General features: G+C 61.0%; 22 protein-coding genes, 1 pseudogene and 1 other annotated feature. Of the genes and pseudogenes, 21 read left to right on the forward strand and 2 right to left on the reverse strand.

From position 1 onward, the window contains the following. Window positions 1–64: 64 nt before the first annotated feature. The 12 genes and pseudogenes from ispD to sigH form a co-directional block, all read left to right on the forward strand. Window positions 65–757: pseudogene (gene ispD / locus THECO_RS22080) on the forward strand (2-C-methyl-D-erythritol 4-phosphate cytidylyltransferase); the annotation flags it as partial. Window positions 758–841: 84 nt separating this feature from the next. Beyond that, on the forward strand, window positions 842–1,324 hold the full coding sequence (ispF, locus tag THECO_RS22085; protein WP_232427769.1) for a 2-C-methyl-D-erythritol 2,4-cyclodiphosphate synthase: 483 nt from the start codon (window positions 842–844) through the stop codon (window positions 1,322–1,324). 57 nt (window positions 1,325–1,381) lie between these two features. Next, window positions 1,382–2,839 carry a glutamate--tRNA ligase gene (gene gltX, locus THECO_RS01195; RefSeq protein WP_015253259.1) on the forward strand — a complete coding sequence of 486 codons (1,458 nt, stop codon included), beginning with the start codon at window positions 1,382–1,384 and terminating at the stop codon, window positions 2,837–2,839. Between the two features lie 785 nt (window positions 2,840–3,624). Further along, the gene (gene cysE / locus THECO_RS01200; protein ID WP_015253260.1) at window positions 3,625–4,359 is read left to right on the forward strand and encodes a serine O-acetyltransferase; all 735 of its coding nucleotides are present in this window, start codon (window positions 3,625–3,627) and stop codon (window positions 4,357–4,359) included. Window position 4,360: 1 nt separating this feature from the next. Beyond that, complete coding sequence (gene cysS, locus THECO_RS01205; protein ID WP_015253261.1) at window positions 4,361–5,809, forward strand: cysteine--tRNA ligase; 1,449 nt, start codon at window positions 4,361–4,363, stop codon at window positions 5,807–5,809. A gap of 32 nt (window positions 5,810–5,841) precedes the next feature. Then, entirely contained in the window at window positions 5,842–6,273 is a 432-nt protein-coding gene (locus THECO_RS01210; protein WP_015253262.1) for a Mini-ribonuclease 3, read from the forward strand. Next, window positions 6,270–7,079 (forward strand): 23S rRNA (guanosine(2251)-2'-O)-methyltransferase RlmB, encoded by an 810-nt coding sequence (rlmB, locus tag THECO_RS01215; RefSeq protein ID WP_015253263.1) that lies wholly within the window; start codon window positions 6,270–6,272, stop codon window positions 7,077–7,079. Before THECO_RS01210 ends, rlmB begins: the two co-directional genes overlap by 4 nt. A 1-nt stretch (window position 7,080) precedes the next feature. Then, entirely contained in the window at window positions 7,081–7,632 is a 552-nt protein-coding gene (locus THECO_RS01220) for an NYN domain-containing protein (RefSeq protein WP_015253264.1), read from the forward strand. 134 nt (window positions 7,633–7,766) lie between these two features. Then, window positions 7,767–8,501 (forward strand): ABC transporter ATP-binding protein, encoded by a 735-nt coding sequence (locus THECO_RS01225; RefSeq protein ID WP_015253265.1) that lies wholly within the window; start codon window positions 7,767–7,769, stop codon window positions 8,499–8,501. Further along, window positions 8,498–9,538: an ABC transporter permease gene (locus THECO_RS01230; RefSeq protein WP_015253266.1), complete on the forward strand. Its 1,041-nt coding sequence runs from the start codon at window positions 8,498–8,500 to the stop codon at window positions 9,536–9,538. The genes THECO_RS01225 and THECO_RS01230 overlap by 4 nt, the downstream gene beginning before the upstream one ends. Window positions 9,539–9,588: 50 nt before the next feature. Continuing rightward, a complete protein-coding gene (locus THECO_RS01235; RefSeq protein WP_015253267.1) occupies window positions 9,589–10,257 on the forward strand; it encodes a TetR/AcrR family transcriptional regulator in 669 nt (222 codons plus the stop codon). 200 nt (window positions 10,258–10,457) lie between these two features. Beyond that, window positions 10,458–11,108, forward strand: a complete 651-nt coding sequence (sigH, locus tag THECO_RS01240; protein ID WP_015253268.1) for an RNA polymerase sporulation sigma factor SigH — start codon at window positions 10,458–10,460, stop codon at window positions 11,106–11,108. A 602-nt stretch (window positions 11,109–11,710) separates the two neighbouring features. Here the strand turns inward: sigH and THECO_RS01250 are convergent. Continuing rightward, window positions 11,711–13,222 (reverse strand): hypothetical protein, encoded by a 1,512-nt coding sequence (locus tag THECO_RS01250; protein WP_041853721.1) that lies wholly within the window; start codon window positions 13,220–13,222, stop codon window positions 11,711–11,713. A gap of 379 nt (window positions 13,223–13,601) precedes the next feature. Here THECO_RS01250 and THECO_RS01255 point away from each other — a divergent pair, with 379 nt between their 5' ends. Next, window positions 13,602–14,942, forward strand: coding sequence for an ISLre2-like element ISTco3 family transposase (locus THECO_RS01255; protein ID WP_015253270.1), 1,341 nt, complete (start codon window positions 13,602–13,604; stop codon window positions 14,940–14,942). A 211-nt stretch (window positions 14,943–15,153) separates the two neighbouring features. On the opposite strand, the gene THECO_RS01260 is transcribed toward THECO_RS01255, so the two are convergent. After that, window positions 15,154–16,446 carry an ISNCY family transposase gene (locus THECO_RS01260; RefSeq protein WP_015253089.1) on the reverse strand — a complete coding sequence of 431 codons (1,293 nt, stop codon included), beginning with the start codon at window positions 16,444–16,446 and terminating at the stop codon, window positions 15,154–15,156. A gap of 287 nt (window positions 16,447–16,733) precedes the next feature. Here THECO_RS01260 and rpmG point away from each other — a divergent pair, with 287 nt between their 5' ends. The 8 genes from rpmG (at window position 16,734) to THECO_RS01300 (ending at window position 20,976) form a co-directional block, all read left to right on the forward strand. Next, window positions 16,734–16,883 (forward strand): 50S ribosomal protein L33, encoded by a 150-nt coding sequence (gene rpmG, locus THECO_RS01265; RefSeq protein WP_015253271.1) that lies wholly within the window; start codon window positions 16,734–16,736, stop codon window positions 16,881–16,883. 18 nt (window positions 16,884–16,901) lie between these two features. Further along, the gene (gene secE / locus THECO_RS01270; protein WP_015253272.1) at window positions 16,902–17,111 is read left to right on the forward strand and encodes a preprotein translocase subunit SecE; all 210 of its coding nucleotides are present in this window, start codon (window positions 16,902–16,904) and stop codon (window positions 17,109–17,111) included. A 26-nt stretch (window positions 17,112–17,137) separates the two neighbouring features. Then, window positions 17,138–17,671: a transcription termination/antitermination protein NusG gene (gene nusG / locus THECO_RS01275; protein ID WP_015253273.1), complete on the forward strand. Its 534-nt coding sequence runs from the start codon at window positions 17,138–17,140 to the stop codon at window positions 17,669–17,671. Between the two features lie 149 nt (window positions 17,672–17,820). Further along, window positions 17,821–18,246: a 50S ribosomal protein L11 gene (rplK, locus tag THECO_RS01280; RefSeq protein WP_015253274.1), complete on the forward strand. Its 426-nt coding sequence runs from the start codon at window positions 17,821–17,823 to the stop codon at window positions 18,244–18,246. A 157-nt stretch (window positions 18,247–18,403) separates the two neighbouring features. Further along, the gene (rplA, locus tag THECO_RS01285; RefSeq protein ID WP_015253275.1) at window positions 18,404–19,096 is read left to right on the forward strand and encodes a 50S ribosomal protein L1; all 693 of its coding nucleotides are present in this window, start codon (window positions 18,404–18,406) and stop codon (window positions 19,094–19,096) included. An 18-nt stretch (window positions 19,097–19,114) separates the two neighbouring features. Then, window positions 19,115–19,266 (forward strand) — a sequence feature (ribosomal protein L10 leader region). Between the two features lie 54 nt (window positions 19,267–19,320). Next, entirely contained in the window at window positions 19,321–19,824 is a 504-nt protein-coding gene (rplJ, locus tag THECO_RS01290) for a 50S ribosomal protein L10 (protein WP_015253276.1), read from the forward strand. A gap of 78 nt (window positions 19,825–19,902) precedes the next feature. After that, window positions 19,903–20,271: a 50S ribosomal protein L7/L12 gene (rplL, locus tag THECO_RS01295; RefSeq protein WP_015253277.1), complete on the forward strand. Its 369-nt coding sequence runs from the start codon at window positions 19,903–19,905 to the stop codon at window positions 20,269–20,271. Between the two features lie 90 nt (window positions 20,272–20,361). Continuing rightward, window positions 20,362–20,976, forward strand: a complete 615-nt coding sequence (locus THECO_RS01300; RefSeq protein ID WP_015253278.1) for a class I SAM-dependent methyltransferase — start codon at window positions 20,362–20,364, stop codon at window positions 20,974–20,976. Window positions 20,977–21,002 lie beyond the last annotated feature (26 nt).

Genomic DNA, 21,002 nt, shown 5'->3' on the forward strand with positions numbered 1-21,002 from the left:
ACCGCCGACAGCGCTGTTGTATGATAGGGAAGATACGCTGGATGCGAGAAGGCGGGATTGCCGCATGTTGGAGCGAAAAGAAGACTCGGCCGCTTCCCCGCCGGCCTGGAGCGCTGTCGTCGTCGCGGCGGGACGCGGCTCGCGCATGGGAACGGCCGAGCCGAAACAATATCTCGCGCTCGCCGGCAAGCCGATTCTGCTGCATGCGCTGGAACGGTTCGAGGCGATGCCGGAGATCGGCGAGATCGTACTGGTGACCGGCGCGGACGAGATCGGGCGCTGCGAGGCGCTGTGCGCGGCGCACGGCCTGCGCAAGGTGCGGCGGATCGTCGCCGGCGGCGCGGAGCGGCAGCAGTCGGTGCACCGCGGGCTCGCCGCGGCGACGGGCGAATGGGTGCTCGTGCACGACGCGGTCCGGCCGCTCGTGACGCCCGAGGCGGTCAGGCGCTGCATGGCGCAGGCTGAAGCGGCGGGCGCCGCGGTGCTCGCCGTGCCGGTGAAGGACACGATCAAGGTCGTGGACGAGGCCGGCCGGATCGCGGCGACGCCGGACCGCCGCACGCTGCGGGCGGTGCAGACGCCGCAGGCGTTCCGGCGGGAGCTGCTGCTCGCCTGTCACGAGCGGGCGGCGCGCGAAGGGTTCGCCGCGACCGACGACGCGGGCATCGTCGAGCGGTACGGCCATCCGGTCGCCGTTGCGGAAGGCGAATATTCGAACGTGAAGATTACGACGCCGGAAGATTTGACGGCAGCGGAATGGCTGCTGCGGATCGGCCGGCCGGGGGCGGTCGGCACGCCTCCGGACGCGGACAACGGCGGCAACACCAAAGGAGCGGGCAACATGATCCGGGTCGGACAAGGTTTTGACGTGCATGCGTTCGCGGAAGGGCGGCCGCTCATCGTCGGCGGGGTGACGATTCCCCATGAGCGCGGGCTGCTCGGCCATTCGGACGCCGACGTGCTGCTGCATGCGATTGCGGACGCGGTGCTCGGCGCGCTGGGACTCGGGGATATCGGGAAACATTTTCCCGACACCGATCCGGCGTACAAGGACGCCGACAGCGTGAAGCTGCTCGAACACGTATGGTCGCTCGCGAAGGAGCGGGGCTACAGGCTCGGCAACGTCGATGCGACGATCATCGCGCAGCGGCCGAAGATGGCGCCTTACATTCCGCAGATGGCGCAGACCATCGCGCGCGTGCTGGAAGCGGACGAGCCGTCGCAGGTGAATGTGAAGGCGACGACGACGGAGCGGCTCGGTTTCACGGGCCGGGAAGAGGGCATTGCGGCACAGGCAGCCGTATGTCTGGTGAAGCAGGCTTAGAGGGGCGATGCAGCCTCGAATTTGATCATGACTGACAGCGGAAAGGGGATGCCGGGCATGACAAGCGAAGTCCGCGTCCGTTATGCGCCGTCGCCGACGGGGCATCTGCACATCGGCAACGCGAGAACGGCGCTGTTCAACTATCTGTTCGCGCGCAGCGCGGGCGGAAAATTCATCATCCGGATCGAAGACACCGACACGAAACGCAACGTCGAAGGCGGCGAGCAGAACCAGCTGCAATATTTGCGCTGGCTCGGCGTCGATTGGGATGAAGGCCCCGATGTCGGCGGGCCGTACGGTCCGTACCGGCAGACGGAGCGGCTGGACTACTACCGGGAGCTGACGGACGACCTGATGAAGCGCGGCCTCGCCTACAAGTGCTACTGCACGGAGGAAGAGCTGGAGCGGGAGCGCGAAGAGCAGGCGGCCCGCGGCGAGACGCCGCGCTATTCCGGCAGATGCCGGCACCTGACCGACGCGGAGCGCGCGGCTCTGGAAGCGGAAGGCCGCGAGGCGAGCGTCCGTTTCCGGGTGCCGGAAGGGAAAACGTACGCCTGGAACGATATGGTGAAGGGCGAGATTTCGTTCGAGTCCGAAGGCTTCGGCGATTTCGTCATCGTGAAAAAAGACGGCATCCCGACCTACAACTTCGCGGTTGTCGCCGACGACCACGGGATGAAGATCAGCCATGTGCTGCGCGGCGAGGATCACATCTCGAACACGCCGCGCCAGCTCATGATCTATGAAGCGTTCGGCTGGGAGCCGCCGGTGTTCGGCCATATGACGCTGATCGTGAACGAGCAGCGGAAGAAGCTGAGCAAGCGCGACGAGTCGATCATCCAATTCATTGAGCAGTACGACAAGCTCGGCTATCTGCCGGAAGCGCTGTTCAATTTCATCGCGCTGCTCGGCTGGTCGCCGGAGGGCGAGCAGGAGATCTTCACCCGGGAAGAGCTGACGAAGATCTTCACGCCGGCGCGGCTCAGCAAGAGCCCGGCCGTGTTCGACACGCAGAAGCTGGCGTGGATGAACAACGACTACATCAAGCGGGCCGACGCGGACCGGATCGCGGCGCTCTGCGTGCCGCATCTGCAGGCGGCGGGTTTCCTGCCGGCGGAGCCGGATCAGGCGCAGCTGGAGTGGACGAAGCGGCTCGTGGCGCTCGTCCAGGAGAAGCTGCGCAGCGCGGCGGATATCGTGCCGCTCGCCGAGGTGTTCTTCCGCGATGACCTCGCGGACGAGCCGGAGGCGGCCGAGGTGCTGCGCGAGGAGCATGTGCCGACGGTGCTGCGCGCGTTCCTGGACGCGCTCCGCTCCGCGGACGAATGGACGGCGGACAGCGTCAAGGCGCTCATCAAGGGCGTGCAGCAGGCGACGGGATTCAAGGGCAAGCAGCTGTTCATGCCGATCCGCGCGGCCTTGACGGGCCAGACGCACGGTTCGGACCTGAACGAGACGATCGTACTGCTCGGCCGGGAGAAAGCGGTGCAGCGCCTGCAGCAGCGGCTGGGTTGACGCGCCGGGCTGAAAGCTCCGGGCCGAGGTTTCGGGCCGGCATGCCGGGCTGACGTGCCGGTTGACGGCCGTGCGCGCCTGCAGCAGCGGCTTGGGTTGATGCAGGCGGGTGAACCGGATTCGGGCCTGGCTGACGGTTCGGATGAGCCCGATGCAGCGCTCCGCCGGTCGTCCGACATAGTGCAAAAATGCACTACATTCGCCCAAATCCCGAAAAAGCGGCGAAATATGGTGCATTTTTGCACTGCGCGGCCGGCGGAATGACGGCCAACCCGGCGGATTGCAAGATTGCGCACCGCAAGTTATACTACAGTCAGACGTGCTCCCGTCCATGCGCGGCAGGTGCGGAGGGAGCAGACAGACTAGCGATACAGACGACAAGCGTTGAACAGGAGAAGTACGTTCCGGCAGGAATCGCAGAGAGGACAACCGGCATGCGAGCGGCTGACCGCCCCCGCCTGCCGGCTGGAAGTTGTCCATTCCGCGGAACCGAACATGCGCCTGGGAGCTTCGCCCCGAACCCGCGGCCCCTCAAATGCCGGCGGCAGTAGGCGGCGGCGGGTCGCGCCGTTACACGCGGCAAGAGACGGGAACCGACCGTGACTCCGGACCGTTCGCTTCAAGCGAACGGAGGAGAGGGGTTCCCAGGCAGAGTGGAACCGCATCGACCGTGCCTCTGCAGCTTCGGCTGCAGAGGCTTTTTGGCGTGAAAGACCGGCGGGTCGTCGGGCGCGATGCGCGGAACGGGCGGTGTATGCGAAGTCGTTTTTCAGGGGGTGGGAAGGATGTTTCGTCGGCTGAGGTCGGACATTCAGGCGGTATTCGATAACGATCCCGCGGCGCGCAGCTGGTTCGAAGTCGTCTTCACATATTCCGGACTGCATGCCATCTGGTTCCATCGGATGGCGCATGCGCTGTACAAGCGGAAGTTCTACACGCTTGCGCGCATCATCTCGCAGTTCAGCCGGTTCATGACCGGAATCGAAATCCACCCCGGCGCGAAAATCGGCAACCGGCTGTTCATCGACCACGGGATGGGCGTCGTCATCGGCGAAACGTGCGAGATCGGAGACGACGTCGTCATCTATCAGGGCGTCACGCTCGGCGGCACGGGCAAGGAGAAAGGCAAGCGCCATCCGACGATCGGCAACAACGTCGTCATCGGCTCGGGGGCGAAAGTGCTCGGCTCGTTCAAGGTCGGCGACAACTCGAATATCGGCGCGAACTCGGTCGTCGTGAGGGAAGTGCCGCCGAACAGCACGGTCGTCGGCATCCCCGGACGGATCGTCCGGAGCAACGGCCGCCGGGTCGACCGGCTTGACCATACGAAAATTCCGGACCCGATCATGGAGATGTTCCGCAGCATGCAGCGGGAGATCGAGGAGCTTCGGGGAGAGCTGGAAACGTTGAAGCGGGAAGCGGCAGACCGTCAGGCGCGGGCGCAGGCCGCGGAAACCGCGCCGGAGCGGGACGAGGCGGACATGCACAAGCTCAAGATCACGACCGGAGGAGACGCGTGACATGGCAGACGGCCAAATCAGAATTTACAACACGATGTCGCGGGAGAAAGAAGTGTTCGTCCCGCTGACGCCGGGCAAAGTAAACATGTACGTATGCGGACCGACCGTCTACGACTACATCCACATCGGCAACGCGCGGCCGGCAATCTTCTTTGACGTGGTGCGGCGCTATCTGGAAGCGGTCGGCTACGAAGTGAACTATATCGTCAACTTCACGGACGTCGACGACAAGTTGATCCGCAAAGCCGCGGACATCGGTTCGACGGTACCGGAGGTGGCGGAGAAGTACATCGCGGCGTTCAACGAGGACATCGAGGCGCTCGGCGTGCGGAAGGCGACGGTCAACCCGCGCGTCATGCACCATATTCCCCAGATCATTGCGTTCATCCAGGGGCTTGTCGAACGCGGATATGCGTATGAAAGCGGCGGCGACGTCTATTTCCGCACGCTGAAATTCCCGGAATACGGCAAGCTCTCGCACCAGAATCCGGAGGAGCTGCAGTACGGCATCCGGATCGAGGTCGGCGAGAAGAAGGAGAATCCGCAGGATTTCGCGCTGTGGAAGGCGGCGAAGCCGGGGGAAATTTTCTGGGAAAGCCCGTGGGGGCCGGGACGTCCCGGCTGGCACATCGAATGTTCGGCGATGGCGCGGGAATACGCGGGCGACACGCTGGACATCCACGGCGGCGGCCACGACCTGCAGTTCCCGCACCACGAGTGCGAGGTCGCGCAATCGGAGTCGTTCACCGGCAAGCCGCTGGCGCGGTACTGGATGCACAACGGCTACATTCACATCAACAACGAGAAAATGTCGAAGTCGCTCGGCAACGGCATTACGGTGAAGGAACTGCTCAAGCGGACGAAGCCGGCGGCGGTGCGCTATTTCATGCTGTCGACGCACTACCGGAGTCCGCTCAATTTCACCGACGAGACGATCCGGCAGGCCGAGAACAGCATCGAGCGGATCGTGAACTGCCATGTGAATCTGAACCATCGGCTGGCCGCGCTCGGCAGCCGCGGCGCCGCCGAGGCGGAGCAGGCGCGCGCGTCCGGGTCGACCGGCGAGCCGGAGCTCGATCAGCGGATCGCGGAGATCCGCGCCCGTTTCCATGAGAAGATGAGCGACGATTTCAACACGCCGGACGCGGTGACCGCGCTGTTCGACCTGGTCAGCGAGGCGAATCAGGCACTCAAGCGGGAAGTGCTGTCGGGCGCCGTCATCCGGGTGCTTCTCGACGAGATGGAGGCGATGGATCGGGTGCTCGGCTTCCTGCCGCCGGCGGATGCCGCGCAGCTGGAGGACGAGGAGATCGAGCGGCTGATCGCGGAGCGGACGGAGGCGCGGCGGAACAAGAACTGGGCGCGCGCGGACGAGATCCGCGATCTGCTGGCGAATCGGGGCATCCTTCTCGAGGACACGCCGCAAGGCGTGCGCTGGCGCCGCAAATGAACGGTATGACGAAGTCCGGAGCATGGCCGGTCATGCCGCCGGCCAAGCCGCTGAACCTCATGAATCCCGTGGTGCTCGCCTATGTCGGCGACGCCGTGTTCGAATTGCTGGTGCGCCAGCATCTGGCGGCCAGGCCGAACCACAAGCCGGATGAGCTGCACCGCGGCGCCGTCCGGTTCGTCTCCGCGAAGGCGCAGCGCGCGCTGCTCGAGAAGCTGCAGCCGCACCTGACGGAGGAGGAAGCCGAGATCGTCCGCCGGGGACGCAACGCGAAGTCCGGCGCGCCGCCCAAGGGCGCGGACATCCGCGATTACCGGCATGCGACGGCGCTGGAGTGCCTGTTCGGCTGGCTGTATTATGCGGGAAAGTTCGACCGCATGGCGGAGCTCTTGCGCCTGACGGAATTGGGCGAGCCGTCCGCGGGCGCGGATGCCGCAGTTCATCGCAAGGAGGATGACCGATGACCGGTCGGGAAGACAGCAAGCATCAAGATGAAATCATCGCCGGCAGGCATCCGGTGCTGGAGGCGCTCAAGGCCGGCCGGGAGATCCACAAAATCTGGATCGCCGAAGGCGTCCAGCGCGCGCTGATCCAGCCGATCGAGGCGGAAGCGCGCCGGCGCGGCATCGTCATCCAGACGGTGGACCGGCGCCGGCTCGATCAGCTCGCGCAGGGGATCGCCCACCAGGGCGTCGCCGCGCAGGCGGCGGCCCACCGCTACGCGGAGCTGGACGAGCTGCTCGAAGCGGCCGAGGCGAAGGGGGAGCCGCCGCTCCTTCTGCTGCTGGACGAGATCGAGGATCCGCACAACCTCGGTTCCATTCTACGCACGGCCGAATGCGCGGGCGCGCACGGCGTCGTCATTCCGAAGCGGCGCTCGGCGGGCCTTACGGCCGCCGTGTACAAGGCGTCGGCCGGCGCGGCCGAGTTCGTGCCCGTCGCCCGGGTTACGAACCTGGCGCAGACGATCGACCGGCTGAAGGAGCGCGGCCTCTGGATCGCCGGCGCCGACGCGGGCGCGCGGGACGACGTCTACCGCGCGGACCTGACGCTGCCGCTGGCCATTGTGATCGGCAGCGAAGGACGCGGCATCGGCCGGCTCATCCGGGACAAATGCGATTTTCTCGTCAAACTGCCGATGTTCGGCAGGATCAATTCACTGAACGCCTCCGTCGCCGCGGGCGTCCTGCTGTATGAAGCCGTCCGACAGCGGAACGCCGCGCTGGAAGCAGCCGGAGGCAGCGGTCTGTCTCCGGAGCGGGACGGCTGACATGTCCGCGGGTCGGGAAGTCGTGCTCCTGGTCGACGGCTACAACATGATCGGCGCATGGCCCGAACTGGAAAGGCTGAAGGAACGCGACTTCGAGGAAGCGCGCGACCGGCTGCTGGATCTGCTCGCCGAATATCAGGGTTACTCCGGCACGCGGGTGTACGTCATTTTTGACGCGCACCAGGTGCCCGGTCTCGGCCGGACTTACAAGCAGCAGAAGCTGACCGTCATCTATACGAAGGAAAACGAGACCGCGGACGAATGCATCGAGCGTCTCGTCGGCGAACTGTCGGGACGGGGGCGGCACATCTATGTCGCAACCTCCGACCTCGTGGAGCAGCATGTCGCTTTCGGCAAGGGCGCGCTGCGCATTTCGGCCCGCGAATTGCTGATCGAGATCGAGCAGAACCGCAAATTCATCGGCGACGCCCTCCGCCGGACGCCGCCGGTAAAGCGCAATCCGCTGGACAGCCTGCTGGATCTGGACATCCGCACCAAGTTGGAGCGGATGCGGCGCGGCGGCATCGATTCGGACGATGCGGACAAAGCGTAAATTCTGCCGCCGGTCCGGCTTTTTTTAACCCCAAAAATGAGTGAGTACTCACTTGACTGACAGAGGAAGCCAGGTTTATACTGGATTCAAGGAATAGTGAGTGATTACTCACTCTTGTAACGGGAGGGGTTGCCATGTCCCGCGAACAGGCCGCGTGCATCTCGGTCCGCGGCGTCACCCGCAAGTTCGGCGACAAGGAAGTGCTTCACGGCATTACGCTGACGGTCCGCTCCGGCGAGATTTTCGGCTTGCTCGGTCCTTCCGGCTCGGGCAAGACGACCCTGGTCAAGATGCTGGCCGGCATCGACAAGGCGACCGGCGGCGAGATCGACGTGCTCGGCATCCGCATGCCGAAGCTGGAAATGTTGAGCCGGATCGGATACATGGCGCAGTCCGATGCATTGTATGCGGAGCTGACCGCCCGGGAGAACCTCGCGTTCTTCGGATCGCTGTACGGCCTGCGCGGCGGCAGGCTGAAGACGCGCATGCGGGAAGCGATGGAACTGGTGGACCTGACCGCGCACCTGAACCGCCCCGTCAGCGCGTACTCGGGCGGCATGAAGCGCCGCCTGTCGCTGGCCATCGCGCTGCTGCACGAGCCGGAGGTGCTCATCCTCGACGAGCCGACCGTCGGCATCGACCCCGTGCTGCGCAAGTCAATCTGGGACGAACTGCAAAATTTGAGCCGGTGGGGCACGACGGTGCTCGCCACGACGCACGTCATGGACGAGGCCGAGAAATGTCACCGGCTCGGCATGCTCCGCGACGGCCGTCTGATCGCCACGGGCACGCTGGAGGAGCTCAAGGCTGAGTCGGGAACCGCGTCCATCGAGGAAGCTTTTCTCCATTACGGGGGTGTCCGCGCATGAGAATCCGCGCCCTGATCGTCCGGATCATCCGCCAGTTCATCCATGACAAGCGGACGCTGGCGCTGTTGATCATCGTCCCCCTGGCCGTGCTGTCGCTGATTTATCTTGTTTTCGACGGCGATACGTATCAGCCGAAAATCGGCGTCGTCCAGGTGCCGGACCCGATCACGCAGCATCTCGGCGAACACCATGCCGAAGTGACGGTGTATGGCAGCGCGGAAGACGCCGAGAAAGCGCTCGCCGGCCGGGAGATCGATGCGATCGTCCGGATGGATGCCGGCGGGCCCCGGGTGAAGCTGGAGGGCAGCGACCCGGCGAAGAACCGCGCCGCCATGGCGGTGATGCAGGCGACCATGCAGAATCTCGCCGTCTTGCAGAGCCAGGCGGGCGCCGTTACCCTGCCGGCCTTTGAATATCTGCACGGCGGACCGGACATGTCGGCCTTCGACAGCCTCAGCCCCGTATTGATCGGCTTGTTCGCGTTTTTCTTCGTTTTTCTGATCGCGGGCGTATCCTTCCTGCGGGAGCGGACCAGCGGCACGCTGGAGCGTCTGCTCGCCACGCCGCTGCGCCGCTGGGAGATCGTGGCCGGCTATACGGCGGGCTTCGGCATTTTCACAAGCCTGCAGGCCGTGCTGATCGCGGGCTATGCCGTCGGTGCGCTCGGGAGCCTTATGGTCGGATCGTTCGGGTACGTGCTCCTGATCATGCTGCTTCTGTCGCTGACCGCACTGAGCCTCGGCACATTCCTGTCCGCGTTCGCCGATACGGAGTTCCAGATGATCCAGTTCATTCCGCTCGTCATCGTGCCGCAAGTGTTTTTCTCCGGCCTGTTCGATCTGGAGAGCATATCCCCGTGGCTTCGTTGGCTGTCGCACGTGACGCCGCTGAAATACGGCGCGGACGCGCTGCGGGACGTCATGATCCGCGGCGAAGGCTGGAGCGCCATCGCGCGCGAAGTCTTCGTCCTGCTCGGGCTTGCGCTCGTCTTCATGGCGGCCAACGTGCTCGCATTGCGCAAGCATCGGAAAATATAGTAACCTGAGGTGGCAGACGATTTTCCGAGAGGAGCGAGGAGAGAGCCGCCATGACAGACGAGAAGGAACAATGGCTGGTCGACTTGCTCCGCCGGCTCGAAGACGATGACGGGAAGAAAACCGAGAAGCAGATCCGGATCATCGAGGCGGCCGTGGAGGTTTTCTCGGAGAAGGGGTTCGCCGCCGCTTCCACGAGCGAGATCGCGCAGCGGGCCGGCGTCGCGGAAGGGACGATCTTTCGTCATTACAAGACAAAGAAAGACCTGCTGCTGTCGATCGCCGGTCCGGTCGCGGCCAAGCTGTTCGCGCCGTTCCTCATGCGCGATTTCGCCAGGCTGCTGGAACTTCCGTACGACCGGGTTGAAGATTTCTTGCGCGCGATCTTGCGGGACCGGCTGGAATTCGCCCGCAAGAACATGAAACTGATCAAGATTCTGGTCCACGAGGTGCCGTTTCAGCCGGAGCTGCTCGCGCAGGTCAAGGAGCTGTTCACCCATATCGTCGTCACGCGGGTCGAGAAGGCCATTCTGCACTTCCAGGCGCAGGGCGTGCTGAAGGAGATACCGCCGTGGCGCGTCATCCGGTCGACCGTCAGCCAGTTCGTCGGCATGATCGTGTTCCACGTCTTCCTGGCGCCGGATTTTCCGTTCGACGAGGAAGAAGAGATCGAGCGGACGGTGGACATTCTCCTGCACGGCATCGCCGGAAGGCCTTCTTGACGAGAACGAGCATTCCAAAACCTGGAAGCAGCGACAGGGAATGGCGCGGCGTCCGTTTCCGGCATGATCCCATTGTTACAATAAATGCCGGCCCGCCCTTGTTGACGCTCCAAAAGATCATCCTTTATACTGAATCTATTATTGCGCCGCTTCGTGCGGGCTCGGTTGCGTACACGTCTTGCAGGCCGGAGGGATAGTTCGTGGGCGTCGACCTCAAAGCAGCGCGTATGCGTGAATATGAATCGAGATCGGACGAAGACATTGTCGAGGCGGTGCGCGAAGGCGACAGCGATGCGCTGGAGTACCTGATCAACAAATACAAGAATTTTGTCCGGGCCAAGGCCAGGTCGTATTTCCTGATCGGCGCGGACCGCGAAGACATCGTCCAGGAAGGCATGATCGGCCTCTACAAGTCGATCCGCGACTTCAAGGGCGACAAGCTCGCGTCGTTCAAGGCGTTCGCCGAGCTGTGCATCACGCGGCAGATCATCACCGCCATCAAGACGGCCACCCGGCAGAAACATATCCCGCTGAACTCCTACATTTCGCTGGACAAGCCCATCTACGACGAGGATTCCGACCGGACGCTGATGGATGTTCTGAGCGGATCGCGCGTATCCGATCCCGAAGAACTGATCATCAACCAGGAAGAGTTCGTCGGGCTGGAGGACAAGATGGCCGAGATTCTGAGCGATCTCGAGCGCCAGGTGCTCATGCTCTATCTGGACGGCCGGTCCTACCAGGAGATTGCGGTCGATCTGGACCGGCACGTGAAGTCGATCGACAACGCGCTGCAGCGCGTCAAGCGCAAGCTCGAGCGCTACCTGGAAATCCGGAACGTCGGCGGATAAGGGCGCAAAACGGCCTGGCAAAGGCGCCCGGCGATTCGGAAGCGCTAACACTGGAAAACGCACGGCGATGGCGAAAGCCGGGGCGTCGGATGTCGGTGACGGATGCCGGAGAGGGATGCCGGTGGCGGATGCCTGGCGGCGATGCGAAGTCGGGACGGCCGGCGGCTTCCGGATGCGGATTTCGATGCACCGACGGAATTGGACCCAATATAGTGCAAAAATGCACCGGATTCGCGCGCCATACGCCGGTACCGCCCAATGTAGCGCAAAAATGCACCAAATTCCATTCGTGATCGTGATCATGTCGATGACGAGGAATGCGTTGTCGGCGTTTTTGCTTATCGGCGAGGTTCGGACGGGGGTATGTTCCGGACGTGAGGACTCGAGGACGGGTATGCAGCACCGGTGTGCGGCGCTGCGGGCGAGAATCGGTCGAAGGAAATAGGAGCTCGGAATTAAGCAGTCGTTCTGAGTCCGAATGAGGGGTGAATGAGGCAGAAATGTCGATGAAGCGGCGCCTATGAAAGCTGTTTTCAAGAATGTGCATGCCAAAGAACCCTCAAAAGGGCATTTTTTAAAAAATGCTATGAAGTCCTTTGGCGTTAAGCTGCCGCCAAGCCTTCCAGCCATTGCTCGACAGAGACGAGCTGCTTCTGCTTCTTCGCTTCTTCCAGCCACGCGTCGGCATGCTGGCACATGGCGATCAAGTACACGCGAATGTTCCAGTGGCGGGAACTGCGCCCGCGCGAAGCTTCCAGGTTGTAATCGACTTTCTGGCGCTTGATGCAACGCTCCACTCCGGTTCGCAGCGCGTAACGCTTTCTCCATTCCTTGCTGTCACGGCGGATGCGCGGGAACAGGCGCGGGTTATCCGCGGTGGATGTGTAGAACGTTCTTCCATAATCGGAAGGCGAGCAGGGAGTCGGGCATTCCCATTTGCCGACTTTGGCGGGACAGCGCCATTTGATGCGCTGTCGCCCGGAACACTTGCCCCAGCAGACCATCTTGCGTCCAATGGGGCAGACAGGAACGCCATCGGAGCCAATTTTCATTTCATTGTATACCGTATGCCCGGAACGCCTGAGATTCAGGTCGATGATGGCGGAAACATCATCGTGTTCCAGCATGGTATAGATCGGGAGGGCGTCGTGGGCCGAATCCAGGAGCGCCTCTCCCACCTTCCAGTCCGAGTACCAGTGACGCAGCTCGCGGTAGCCGCAGATCCATGACACCGAGTCATGTTGGCTGGCGCGAAACAATCGCGGGTACACGGGCAAATTGTAAGGACTGTCGGCTGCGGTGAACATGTAGAGCGTACGCCCGTAGTAATATTTCTCGCGATAGCTGTCCCAGCCCCAATCGGCATCCGGATCGGAAAATTGCCGTTTGCAGGAGCATTTCCAGTTGCCCGACTTGCGGCAATCGCAAAGGAACTTGCCGTACGAACGCGCGCCGGTTTCAACCGGAGATCCGTCGCCGATGACGCGGAAAGCGCTCGTATCGCCAAGCAATCCTTTTGCCGCAGAAGGCAGGACAAACAGGGATTGGAACAACTGTTGCAGCAGGTCGTGCTCCTTGGGGGCGTAGTGGATCTTGCCCTCGCGCAGGATGCGGGAGACGAGTTTCTCCGTAATCTTGGGGTTTTTGGGCTCTTGCTTTTCGTTCTTTTTGCCCTTCTTCCGCGGCTTCTTCAAGCGGCGTTTGACGCGCCCGGTCTTATGCGGAGTGGATGCCCGCCAAAGCCGGGGGAAAAAGTCGTAGAACGTTCCGACACCCGGCGTCTCACCGGGTTTAAAGCCGCAGACAATGGCATAGACCGGCGTCGTTCGCAGCGCGACGACTCCGTCATCGACACTGAGCCCGAGCTTGGTGAAGAGCAACATGCAGCGGAGCATGTCGGCGGGATCGTGGGGCTTGCGGCCTCTGGGATTGGAGGAGTAAGCCGAACGCATCAAGGAAGCGGTGGCGGACAGATCGATCGGCGTGATCCAGAAGATCAAGTCGCGATAGAAGTGTTGCAAGAACAACATGGCTTCCGGGGTGTCGAACTCCTTGCGCAGTTGATCGCTTACGAAGGTCAAGTAGTCCTGGTGAGAACGAGAAACGATTTTCACACAATCACCCAATTTTCTAGAGATAGGCAGTAAAAAAATGCCTTCTCGGCGATTGTTGGGGAGTTTCGAAAATGTCAAGAGGAAAGTTTGTTCGCATCCCTATTTTGGGGGTGAAACAATAAAGGACCCTGGCCAGAAAGCTAGAGTCCACAACGGAAATGAATTTCCGAGAAGCTTAAGGAAGGGTATGGAGGGGGCCTTTTTTGTTCATAATGGTTGAAACGGGAAACATTGGCGCGGCTCGCTGCGGAAAGCACCCGCACAGTTAGAGTAAAATTAGCGTTGGGGTAAAGATTGGAAAAAGCGGACATAGAAAGAGAGCCTCTCCTTTGGTAGAGTGGAATTTGGCAAAAAAACACCCTCAAAGGAGGAGGCTCCTATGCAGCACTTTACCACAGCCATTCCTGCAATGAAAGAGCTTGAAGAGTGGATGTTCAGAAAGATGCAAGACATGTTCGTCGACGCGATGAGAAGCACGCTGGAGATGTTGGATCAGATCATTTTGGAGCAAAGGGATCGAGAGCGGTATCGCGTCAAGGCTGAACGGGAGACCAGCGTGAATACGGTGTTTGGCAACATTCGCTTCAAGCGGAGATTGTACATGGATCGCCAAACCGGCAAACACGTGTACTTGCTCGACCAGCACATGCGATTTGAGGGGCGAGGAAAAGTCAGCCCGCATTTGTTGGAAACAGCCATTGCCTTTGCCGCGGAAGGGCCGTCGTATCGTGACAGCGCCAGACGGCTTGAGCAACTGTTGGGCTATGCGGTGCTCAGCCATGAGGCGATTCGCGGGAAGCTGATCGAGCAAGCGGAGAAGCCGGTCAAAGCAACAGAAAAACGACCGGCCAAGGTGCTGTTCGTGGAAGCGGATGGCCTGTACACGAAATTGCAACGGCGGAAGCGGAAAGGGATGGAACATGCGATTGCCGTGGTACATGAGGGCTGGGAGCAGGTCGGCAAGCGTGTGCGGCTTAGGAACAAGCAGCATGATCTGCATCGGGGGGAGGGCGACTTTTGGGAAGCGTTTGGCGACTTTCTGACCGAACGGTACGAGATCGACGGGGACACCTGGCTGGTGGTGGGCGGAGACGGAGCGAAGTGGATCGGGGAATGTGAATCGTACTTTCACAAGTGCATCTACACGCTGGATCGCTTCCATGTGGCACGTGATCTGAAGCGGTTTGTGGGCCACCTGCCGAAGGTATGGAAAGAAGCAAGACAGGCGTTGGCCAGGCAGGAGCCGGCGGCCTTGATGGCGGCCGTGGAGCGCGTGCCGATCGAAGCGATTGCGCCTGACAAACGGGAAGAATGGACCGCCTACCAGTCGTTCTTGAGGCGGCACCGCAAGCATCTGGAGGATTACCGGAAGACCCTTGAGGCACACGGTATCGATACGAGGGGTATGAGGCCGATGGGAAGCGCGGAAGCCCAGATGCGGGTGTTGGCGAAACGGACGAAGCGCGGAGGATACAGCTGGAGTGAACGAGGCTGCAGGGCGATGCTGGAGACCGTCATGCGACGCAGGCAGATCGGCAGGTTGGAAGAAGCCGAGGAGCACGCAGTTGAGTCCCCGCAACGTGTGGTTAGTGTACGGAGGTTGCTTCACGACGCCATACGACCGGCGAAAGGCTATGTTGACGGAATGATCCGACTGCTCAGAAGCCAATGGCAAAGTCGCCCGACTGGAATGGCATTAAAAGGACTTAGAGGATACTGATACCAGGGATCTGGAGCAGTTCCTGAAGGAAGAAAAACTGAAACCGCTAACAAGGGATTGGCTCTTTTTTCGGTTGTGATCCAGCATCCCCAATAAGGTGCCCACGCTGACTTGACTCAGACCCCGCACATTGTGCGTGTCAATCGTCTGTGAAAATGTCACCTTAACTCGTCTGTGAAAATGTCACTTTTTGAATGTACCAAGTCACCGGTCAGGTGACTTGGCCTGGCGCGAAATTTGTGTTACGCTGAAGCTGCTTTGGACTCCATGCCAACCTCCATGGATGGTTGGCGGCGGGCTTGCGGGGTGGCGCAGGTTCCGCCTTTTTTGTTGGAGTCGCAGGATCACGTACCGGCTTTTCCGTCTCCTTCAGCGCGATGGCCTGACCATGATGCCATACGAGCACCTCACCGGTGAGCGTCTCACGCACCTCAACCGTTGCTCTGGCGTCGAAACGGAACTTGCAAGGCTTGGCGAACGTATACACCTTCCCGTTGTATGAGAGCGTGTTTCCGTGTCCCAGTTTTCGGTACTTGCGGGCCGTGAACACATGCTCCAACTTGACGGACGGATCCGGCTCCATGTATGCCGATTCCGCTTGTTTGGGCTGGACGGCAAACTTGCGATTGTGCTTCTCCAGCAGCTTGGGCAGCGCTTCGTTGGCCTCCTCGATCGTCTTCACGCCGAGCAGCCGCAGCTCAATCACCAGGCGATCCTGAAACGTCCCCCAGAGGCGTTCGATGCGGCCTTTCGCTTGCGGCGAGAGGGCCTTGATATGCTCGATGTGCAGCTCCGCCATTGCCTTGCCGAAGTCGGATAGCGGTTTGGTTTCGCCTGCCAGTTCCTGCTCAAGCGACAGCGTTTCATGGGGTGACCGGAAGATGGTATGTTTGTCGCTGTAAAGCCCCAGCGGCACGCCGTAGTTCCGGATGCCTTGCATCATGACCAGCGAGTAGCCTTCGCGGCATTCCGTGGGCCTGAACACGGCGCCAACGACGGTACCTGTCGCATCGTCGATGGCGGCATGGAGGGTGAAGGACGGTGCCCGATCCTCCAGCCAGGCGTAAGGCGTCGCATCGATCTGCCACAGCATGCCCGCTTGCGGCTTTCGCTGGCGCGGTTGATGAGCCTTCTTGCGCCGACGCGGTTTGGCTTGCTTGATGCCTTTGGACAGTAAAATGCGTCTTACGCTGGGTGTGCTGAGCTTAATCGATTCGTGTTCCTCCAAAAGCTCCGCAAAGTGGCAGTTGTTGCTGCCGTGATACGTTGTGGTGTACAACTCGACGACGTGATCTTTGACTTCCTCCGGGATCGCGTGTTTCGGCTTTCTTCCCCGATTACCGTGGGCCAGTGCCTGGGCGCCTCCTTCTTCCACATATTTCTTCTTCAGCCGAATCACTTGCCGGACGCCGAGTCCGAGTGCCGCCGCTCCTTCCGCGTTGGTCATGTGTCCGTCGAGGATTTTCTCCACCACAAGTACCTTTTTCCATTCTGCTCTGGTCAATGTCACTCTCTCCTGTCCCATAGTGACATTATCTCAGAACAGTTATACCGTGACATTATCACAGAACAACGACAACCCCGCACATTGTGCGTTGACACGGGACATCCGTTATGCTAAAGTGGGTTAGGTAGCCCCATATATTGCGAACGGTTTATTTTTTTTGCGCTTTATCCTGTGACCGGCCTTGCCGTACACGGGACGGCAGACCGTGTCGCCCGGGCAACTGATCCCGGCGGTTCGCCGGAATGCTGCACACGGCATTTTCATGTTCGGGAGGTGTACTTCACATGCGGGTGATCATTACGCTGGCTTGCACGAATTGCAAACAACGGAATTACACGACGACCAAGAACAAGCGGACGACCCCCGACCGCATCGAATTGAGGAAGTTCTGCAAGTTCTGCAACGAGCACACGCCTCACCGCGAGACGAGATAAGGCACTGGAGGTATTGACGTGACCTTCCTGGCGAGAATGAAACAGGGCTTCGGTTCGACGATCGCCTTTTTCTCCGACAGCTGGAACGAACTGAAGAAAGTCCGCTGGCCCAACCGCAAGGAGCTGACGAGCTACTCGATCGTCGTGTTTGTGGCGATTATCTTCGTGACGATCTACTTCTGGGTACTGGACATCATCATCTCCGAGCTGCTCGAACTGATCGTTTGATGAACGAATCCGAAGGTGGCCTGGATATGGAGAAACGATGGTATGTTGTCCATACGTACTCCGGGTATGAGAACAAGGTGAAAACGAATCTCGAGAAGCGGGTCGAATCGATGGGCATGCAGGACAAAATTTTCCGCGTGCTCGTCCCGACCGAGGAAGAAGTGGTCACCAAGGACGGAAAGAAGAAGACCGTTCAGCGCAAGGTGTATCCGGGCTATGTCCTCGTCGAGATGATTCAGACCGACGATTCCTGGTATGTCGTCCGCAACACGCCGGGCGTGACGGGGTTCGTCGGATCGACCGGATCGGGATCGAAGCCTACGCCGCTCATGCCGGAAGAAGTCGATCAGATCCTGAGACATATGGGCATGGAAGAGCCGAAGCCGAAGATGGAATTCGAGCTGAAGGACACCGTCCGCGTCAAATACGGGCCTTTCACCGATTTCATCGGCACGGTGGAGGAAATCTTGTTCGACAAGAACAAGCTGAAAGTCCACGTCAATATGTTCGGCAGGGAAACCCCGCTTGAGCTCGATTATACTCAGGTGGAGAAGATATAATTTATCCGGTTTCCGGCGTCCGCGCGCTTTGGCGTGCGGCGGTGGGAGGGCTGCGGCAGCATGCGTCCGGCGCTTGCATTCGAAGTTGGCGTCCGATGCGTGGGAAGCGGTCCGTCTGACCACATTCCAGGGGCAGGAGGTGTTGCAAAATGGCAAAGAAAGTCATCAAGGTTGTGAAGCTGCAGGTTCCTGCGGGCAAGGCCAATCCGGCGCCGCCGATCGGTCCCGCGCTCGGTCAGGCCGGCGTGAACATCATGCAGTTCTGCAAGGAGTTCAACGCCCGCACGGCTGACCAGGCTGGCCTGATCATTCCGGTCGTCCTCACCGTGTTCGAAGACCGTTCGTTCACGTTCGAGACGAAGACGCCGCCGGCAGCGGTGCTGCTTCGCATCGCGGCAGGCGTGGAGAAAGGCTCCGGCGAACCGAACAAGCGCAAGGTCGCCACGGTCAAGCGCAGCAAAGTTCGCGAAATCGCCGAGCAGAAGATGCCCGACCTGAACGCGGCTTCCGTCGAAGCTGCGATGCGGATGGTCGAAGGAACGGCTCGTTCCATGGGCATTGTCATCGAAGACTGACCGGCGCTTGAGGCTGGTCTGGTTCGCGGTTGCTCTGCAACCGCTCTGGTGAATGCTCCGCATTCACCTTGGTCCCGCGGTCGCTCCGCGACCGCTCGAAGTGGGAGGATGCCCGCAAGGGGATTGTCCGCTACAACCACACAAGGAGGAGAGCAACATGGCAAAGCGCGGCAAGAAATATCAGGAAGCCGCCAAGCTGATCGACCGCGACGCGGTCTATGAACCGCGCCAGGCGGTGGAACTTGTGAAGAAAGCGGCAACGGCCAAGTTCGACGAATCGGTTGAAGTCGCCGTTCGTCTCGGCGTTGATCCGAAGAAGCAAGACCAGGCGGTGCGCGGCGTCGTCGTCCTGCCGCACGGCACGGGCAAGACGAAGCGCGTGCTCGTATTCGCCAAAGGCGAAAAAGCGAAAGAGGCTGAAGCAGCCGGTGCCGATTACGTCGGCGATTCCGACCTGATCAACAAGATCCAGCAAGGCTGGTTCGACTTCGACGTCTGCGTGGCGACGCCCGACATGATGGCTGAAGTCGGCAAGCTCGGCCGGATTCTCGGCGGCAAAGGGCTCATGCCGAACCCGAAGGCCGGCACGGTCACGTTCGACGTGGCGAAAGCCGTGCAGGAGATCAAGGCCGGCAAGATCGAATACCGTCTCGACCGCGCGGGTCAAATCCACGCGCCGATCGGCAAGGTGTCGTTCGAAGCCGAGAAGCTGGAAGAGAACCTGCGGGCGCTCATCGAAGCGCTGAACCGCGCGAAACCGGCGGCGGCCAAAGGGGTCTATCTGAAGAAGATCGCGATCTCTTCCACGATGGGTCCGAGCGTTACCGTCAATACGGCGGCCTATCGTTGATTCTCGAAAGGCGCACATCCAAATCGAATATGCGTACCGTAGACAGTAGGTGCCGCAAGGCTTAATGTCCTACCGAGGTGCTATGAATAGACGCGATCGCCGGACCGTTCGGAACCGGCGGCGCGAGTCATGGCCTCCGCTGTCTGCGGAGGCCATGTTCATGCATCGGGTACTGAGGCCGACGGGTTACGGATGCGCGACTCTATGCACGGGAGGTGTCCATCATGGCAAACGCCAGGATCATCCAGGAGAAGCAGCAGATCGTTGAAGAAATTACGGCGAAACTTCGCGAAAGCGCGACAACGGTCCTCACCGACTACCGCGGCCTGAACGTCGCCCAGGTGACGGAACTTCGCCGCAAGCTGCGCGAAGCGGGCATCGAGTTCCGGGTGCTGAAGAACACCCTCATCCGCCGCGCGACGGCGAACGCCGAACTGACGGAACTGGATTCGGTGCTCACCGGTCCGACGGCCGTTGCGTTCGGCAAGGACGATGCCGTGGCTCCGGTCAAGATTCTGAGCCAATTCGCGAAGGAGAACGAGGCGCTCAAGATCAAGGGCGGCGTGGTCGAAGGCCGCGTTGTCGGATTCGACGAGATCAAGGCGCTGGCGGATCTTCCGTCCCGCGAAGGCCTGCTCTCCATGCTGCTCAGCGTGCTGCAGGCTCCGGTCCGCAACTTCGCGCTCGCCGTCAAGGCGGTCGCGGACAAGAAGGAAGCGGAAGCTTAATCGCACAGATATATTGCGCATAATCCGCTGCCCGGTCGGGCACGCGGCAAAACTTCAATCCTGATGGAGGGTAATCCTATGTCGAAGGAACAAATTCTTGAAGCGATCAAGGGCATGACGGTCCTTGAACTGAACGAACTGGTAAAAGCGATCGAAGAAGAATTCGGCGTAACGGCCGCAGCTCCGGTTGCGGTTGTTGCAGGCGGCGCGGCCGGCGGTGCCGAAGCTGCTGAACAATCGGAATTCGATGTCATCCTGGCAAACGCCGGCGCATCGAAGATCAATGTCATCAAGGTTGTCCGCGAAGTTACGGGCCTCGGCCTGAAGGAAGCGAAAGACCTGGTCGACAACGCTCCGAAGCCGCTGAAAGAGAAAGTCAGCAAGGAAGAGGCCGAGTCGATCAAGGCGAAGCTCGAAGAAGCTGGCGCTACCGTCGAACTGAAGTAATCGTCTGTGTCGAACCCCTTGAAGCATGGCTTCGGGGGGTTCGTCGTCATTATGGCCAGGTGCGCGGCAACCGGCCGGGAGGTGTGCTGCATGTCCGAACACTATTACACGAAGACGCCGCGGTCTGTCAGCGACCGAAAGCGGATCGAAGCGGTGCTGCGCGGCAGACGGCTGGCATTTGCAACGGATGCGGGGGTCTTTTCGAAATCGGGCGTCGACTTCGGCAGCAGGCTGCTGATCGAGACGGCGGACATCCCGGACGGCGCGCGCGTGCTGGACGTCGGCTGCGGTTACGGCCCGATCGGCCTCGCGATCGCGGCCGCGCGGCCGTCCGCGCACGTCACCATGATTGACATCAACGAGCGGGCCGTGAAGCTGGCGCGCGAGAACGCGGAACGGAACGGCATCCGCAATGTGACGATTCTGGAAAGCGATCTGTTCGAGGCGGTGCGCGATCAGACCTTCGACGCCGTGCTGACCAATCCGCCGATCCGGGCCGGGAAGGCGGTCGTGCATCGGATTTTCGAAGAGGCTTTTGAGCGGCTGGTCCCGGGCGGCGCCCTGTGGGTCGTCATCCAGAAGAAACAGGGGGCTCCTTCGGCCGAAGCGAAGCTGGAAGAAATTTTCGGAGCAGACAACGTGAGGATGTCGGCACGGGACAAAGGTTATTGCATTCTGCGGGCGGAACGGTCAAACATTTGTTGACTCGCCTTCTTGCCTGTGGTATCATT

The sequence above is a fragment of the Thermobacillus composti KWC4 genome (assembly GCF_000227705.2).
Lineage (GTDB): Bacteria > Bacillota > Bacilli > Paenibacillales > Paenibacillaceae > Thermobacillus > Thermobacillus xylanilyticus.

Excerpts from the sequence above, each read along its gene's own strand:
- ispF (WP_232427769.1), top strand. The coding sequence starts at position 842 with ATGATCCGGGTCGGACAAGGTTTTGACGTGCATGCGTTCGCGGAAGGG.
- gltX (WP_015253259.1), top strand. The coding sequence starts at position 1,382 with ATGACAAGCGAAGTCCGCGTCCGTTATGCGCCGTCGCCGACGGGGCAT.
- cysE (WP_015253260.1), top strand. The coding sequence starts at position 3,625 with ATGTTTCGTCGGCTGAGGTCGGACATTCAGGCGGTATTCGATAACGAT.
- cysS (WP_015253261.1), top strand. The coding sequence starts at position 4,361 with ATGGCAGACGGCCAAATCAGAATTTACAACACGATGTCGCGGGAGAAA.
- THECO_RS01210 (WP_015253262.1), top strand. The coding sequence starts at position 5,842 with ATGCCGCCGGCCAAGCCGCTGAACCTCATGAATCCCGTGGTGCTCGCC.
- rlmB (WP_015253263.1), top strand. The coding sequence starts at position 6,270 with ATGACCGGTCGGGAAGACAGCAAGCATCAAGATGAAATCATCGCCGGC.
- THECO_RS01220 (WP_015253264.1), top strand. The coding sequence starts at position 7,081 with ATGTCCGCGGGTCGGGAAGTCGTGCTCCTGGTCGACGGCTACAACATG.
- THECO_RS01225 (WP_015253265.1), top strand. The coding sequence starts at position 7,767 with ATGTCCCGCGAACAGGCCGCGTGCATCTCGGTCCGCGGCGTCACCCGC.
- THECO_RS01230 (WP_015253266.1), top strand. The coding sequence starts at position 8,498 with ATGAGAATCCGCGCCCTGATCGTCCGGATCATCCGCCAGTTCATCCAT.
- THECO_RS01235 (WP_015253267.1), top strand. The coding sequence starts at position 9,589 with ATGACAGACGAGAAGGAACAATGGCTGGTCGACTTGCTCCGCCGGCTC.
- THECO_RS01255 (WP_015253270.1), top strand. The coding sequence starts at position 13,602 with ATGCAGCACTTTACCACAGCCATTCCTGCAATGAAAGAGCTTGAAGAG.
- rpmG (WP_015253271.1), top strand. The coding sequence starts at position 16,734 with ATGCGGGTGATCATTACGCTGGCTTGCACGAATTGCAAACAACGGAAT.
- nusG (WP_015253273.1), top strand. The coding sequence starts at position 17,138 with ATGGAGAAACGATGGTATGTTGTCCATACGTACTCCGGGTATGAGAAC.
- rplK (WP_015253274.1), top strand. The coding sequence starts at position 17,821 with ATGGCAAAGAAAGTCATCAAGGTTGTGAAGCTGCAGGTTCCTGCGGGC.
- rplA (WP_015253275.1), top strand. The coding sequence starts at position 18,404 with ATGGCAAAGCGCGGCAAGAAATATCAGGAAGCCGCCAAGCTGATCGAC.
- rplJ (WP_015253276.1), top strand. The coding sequence starts at position 19,321 with ATGGCAAACGCCAGGATCATCCAGGAGAAGCAGCAGATCGTTGAAGAA.
- rplL (WP_015253277.1), top strand. The coding sequence starts at position 19,903 with ATGTCGAAGGAACAAATTCTTGAAGCGATCAAGGGCATGACGGTCCTT.
- THECO_RS01300 (WP_015253278.1), top strand. The coding sequence starts at position 20,362 with ATGTCCGAACACTATTACACGAAGACGCCGCGGTCTGTCAGCGACCGA.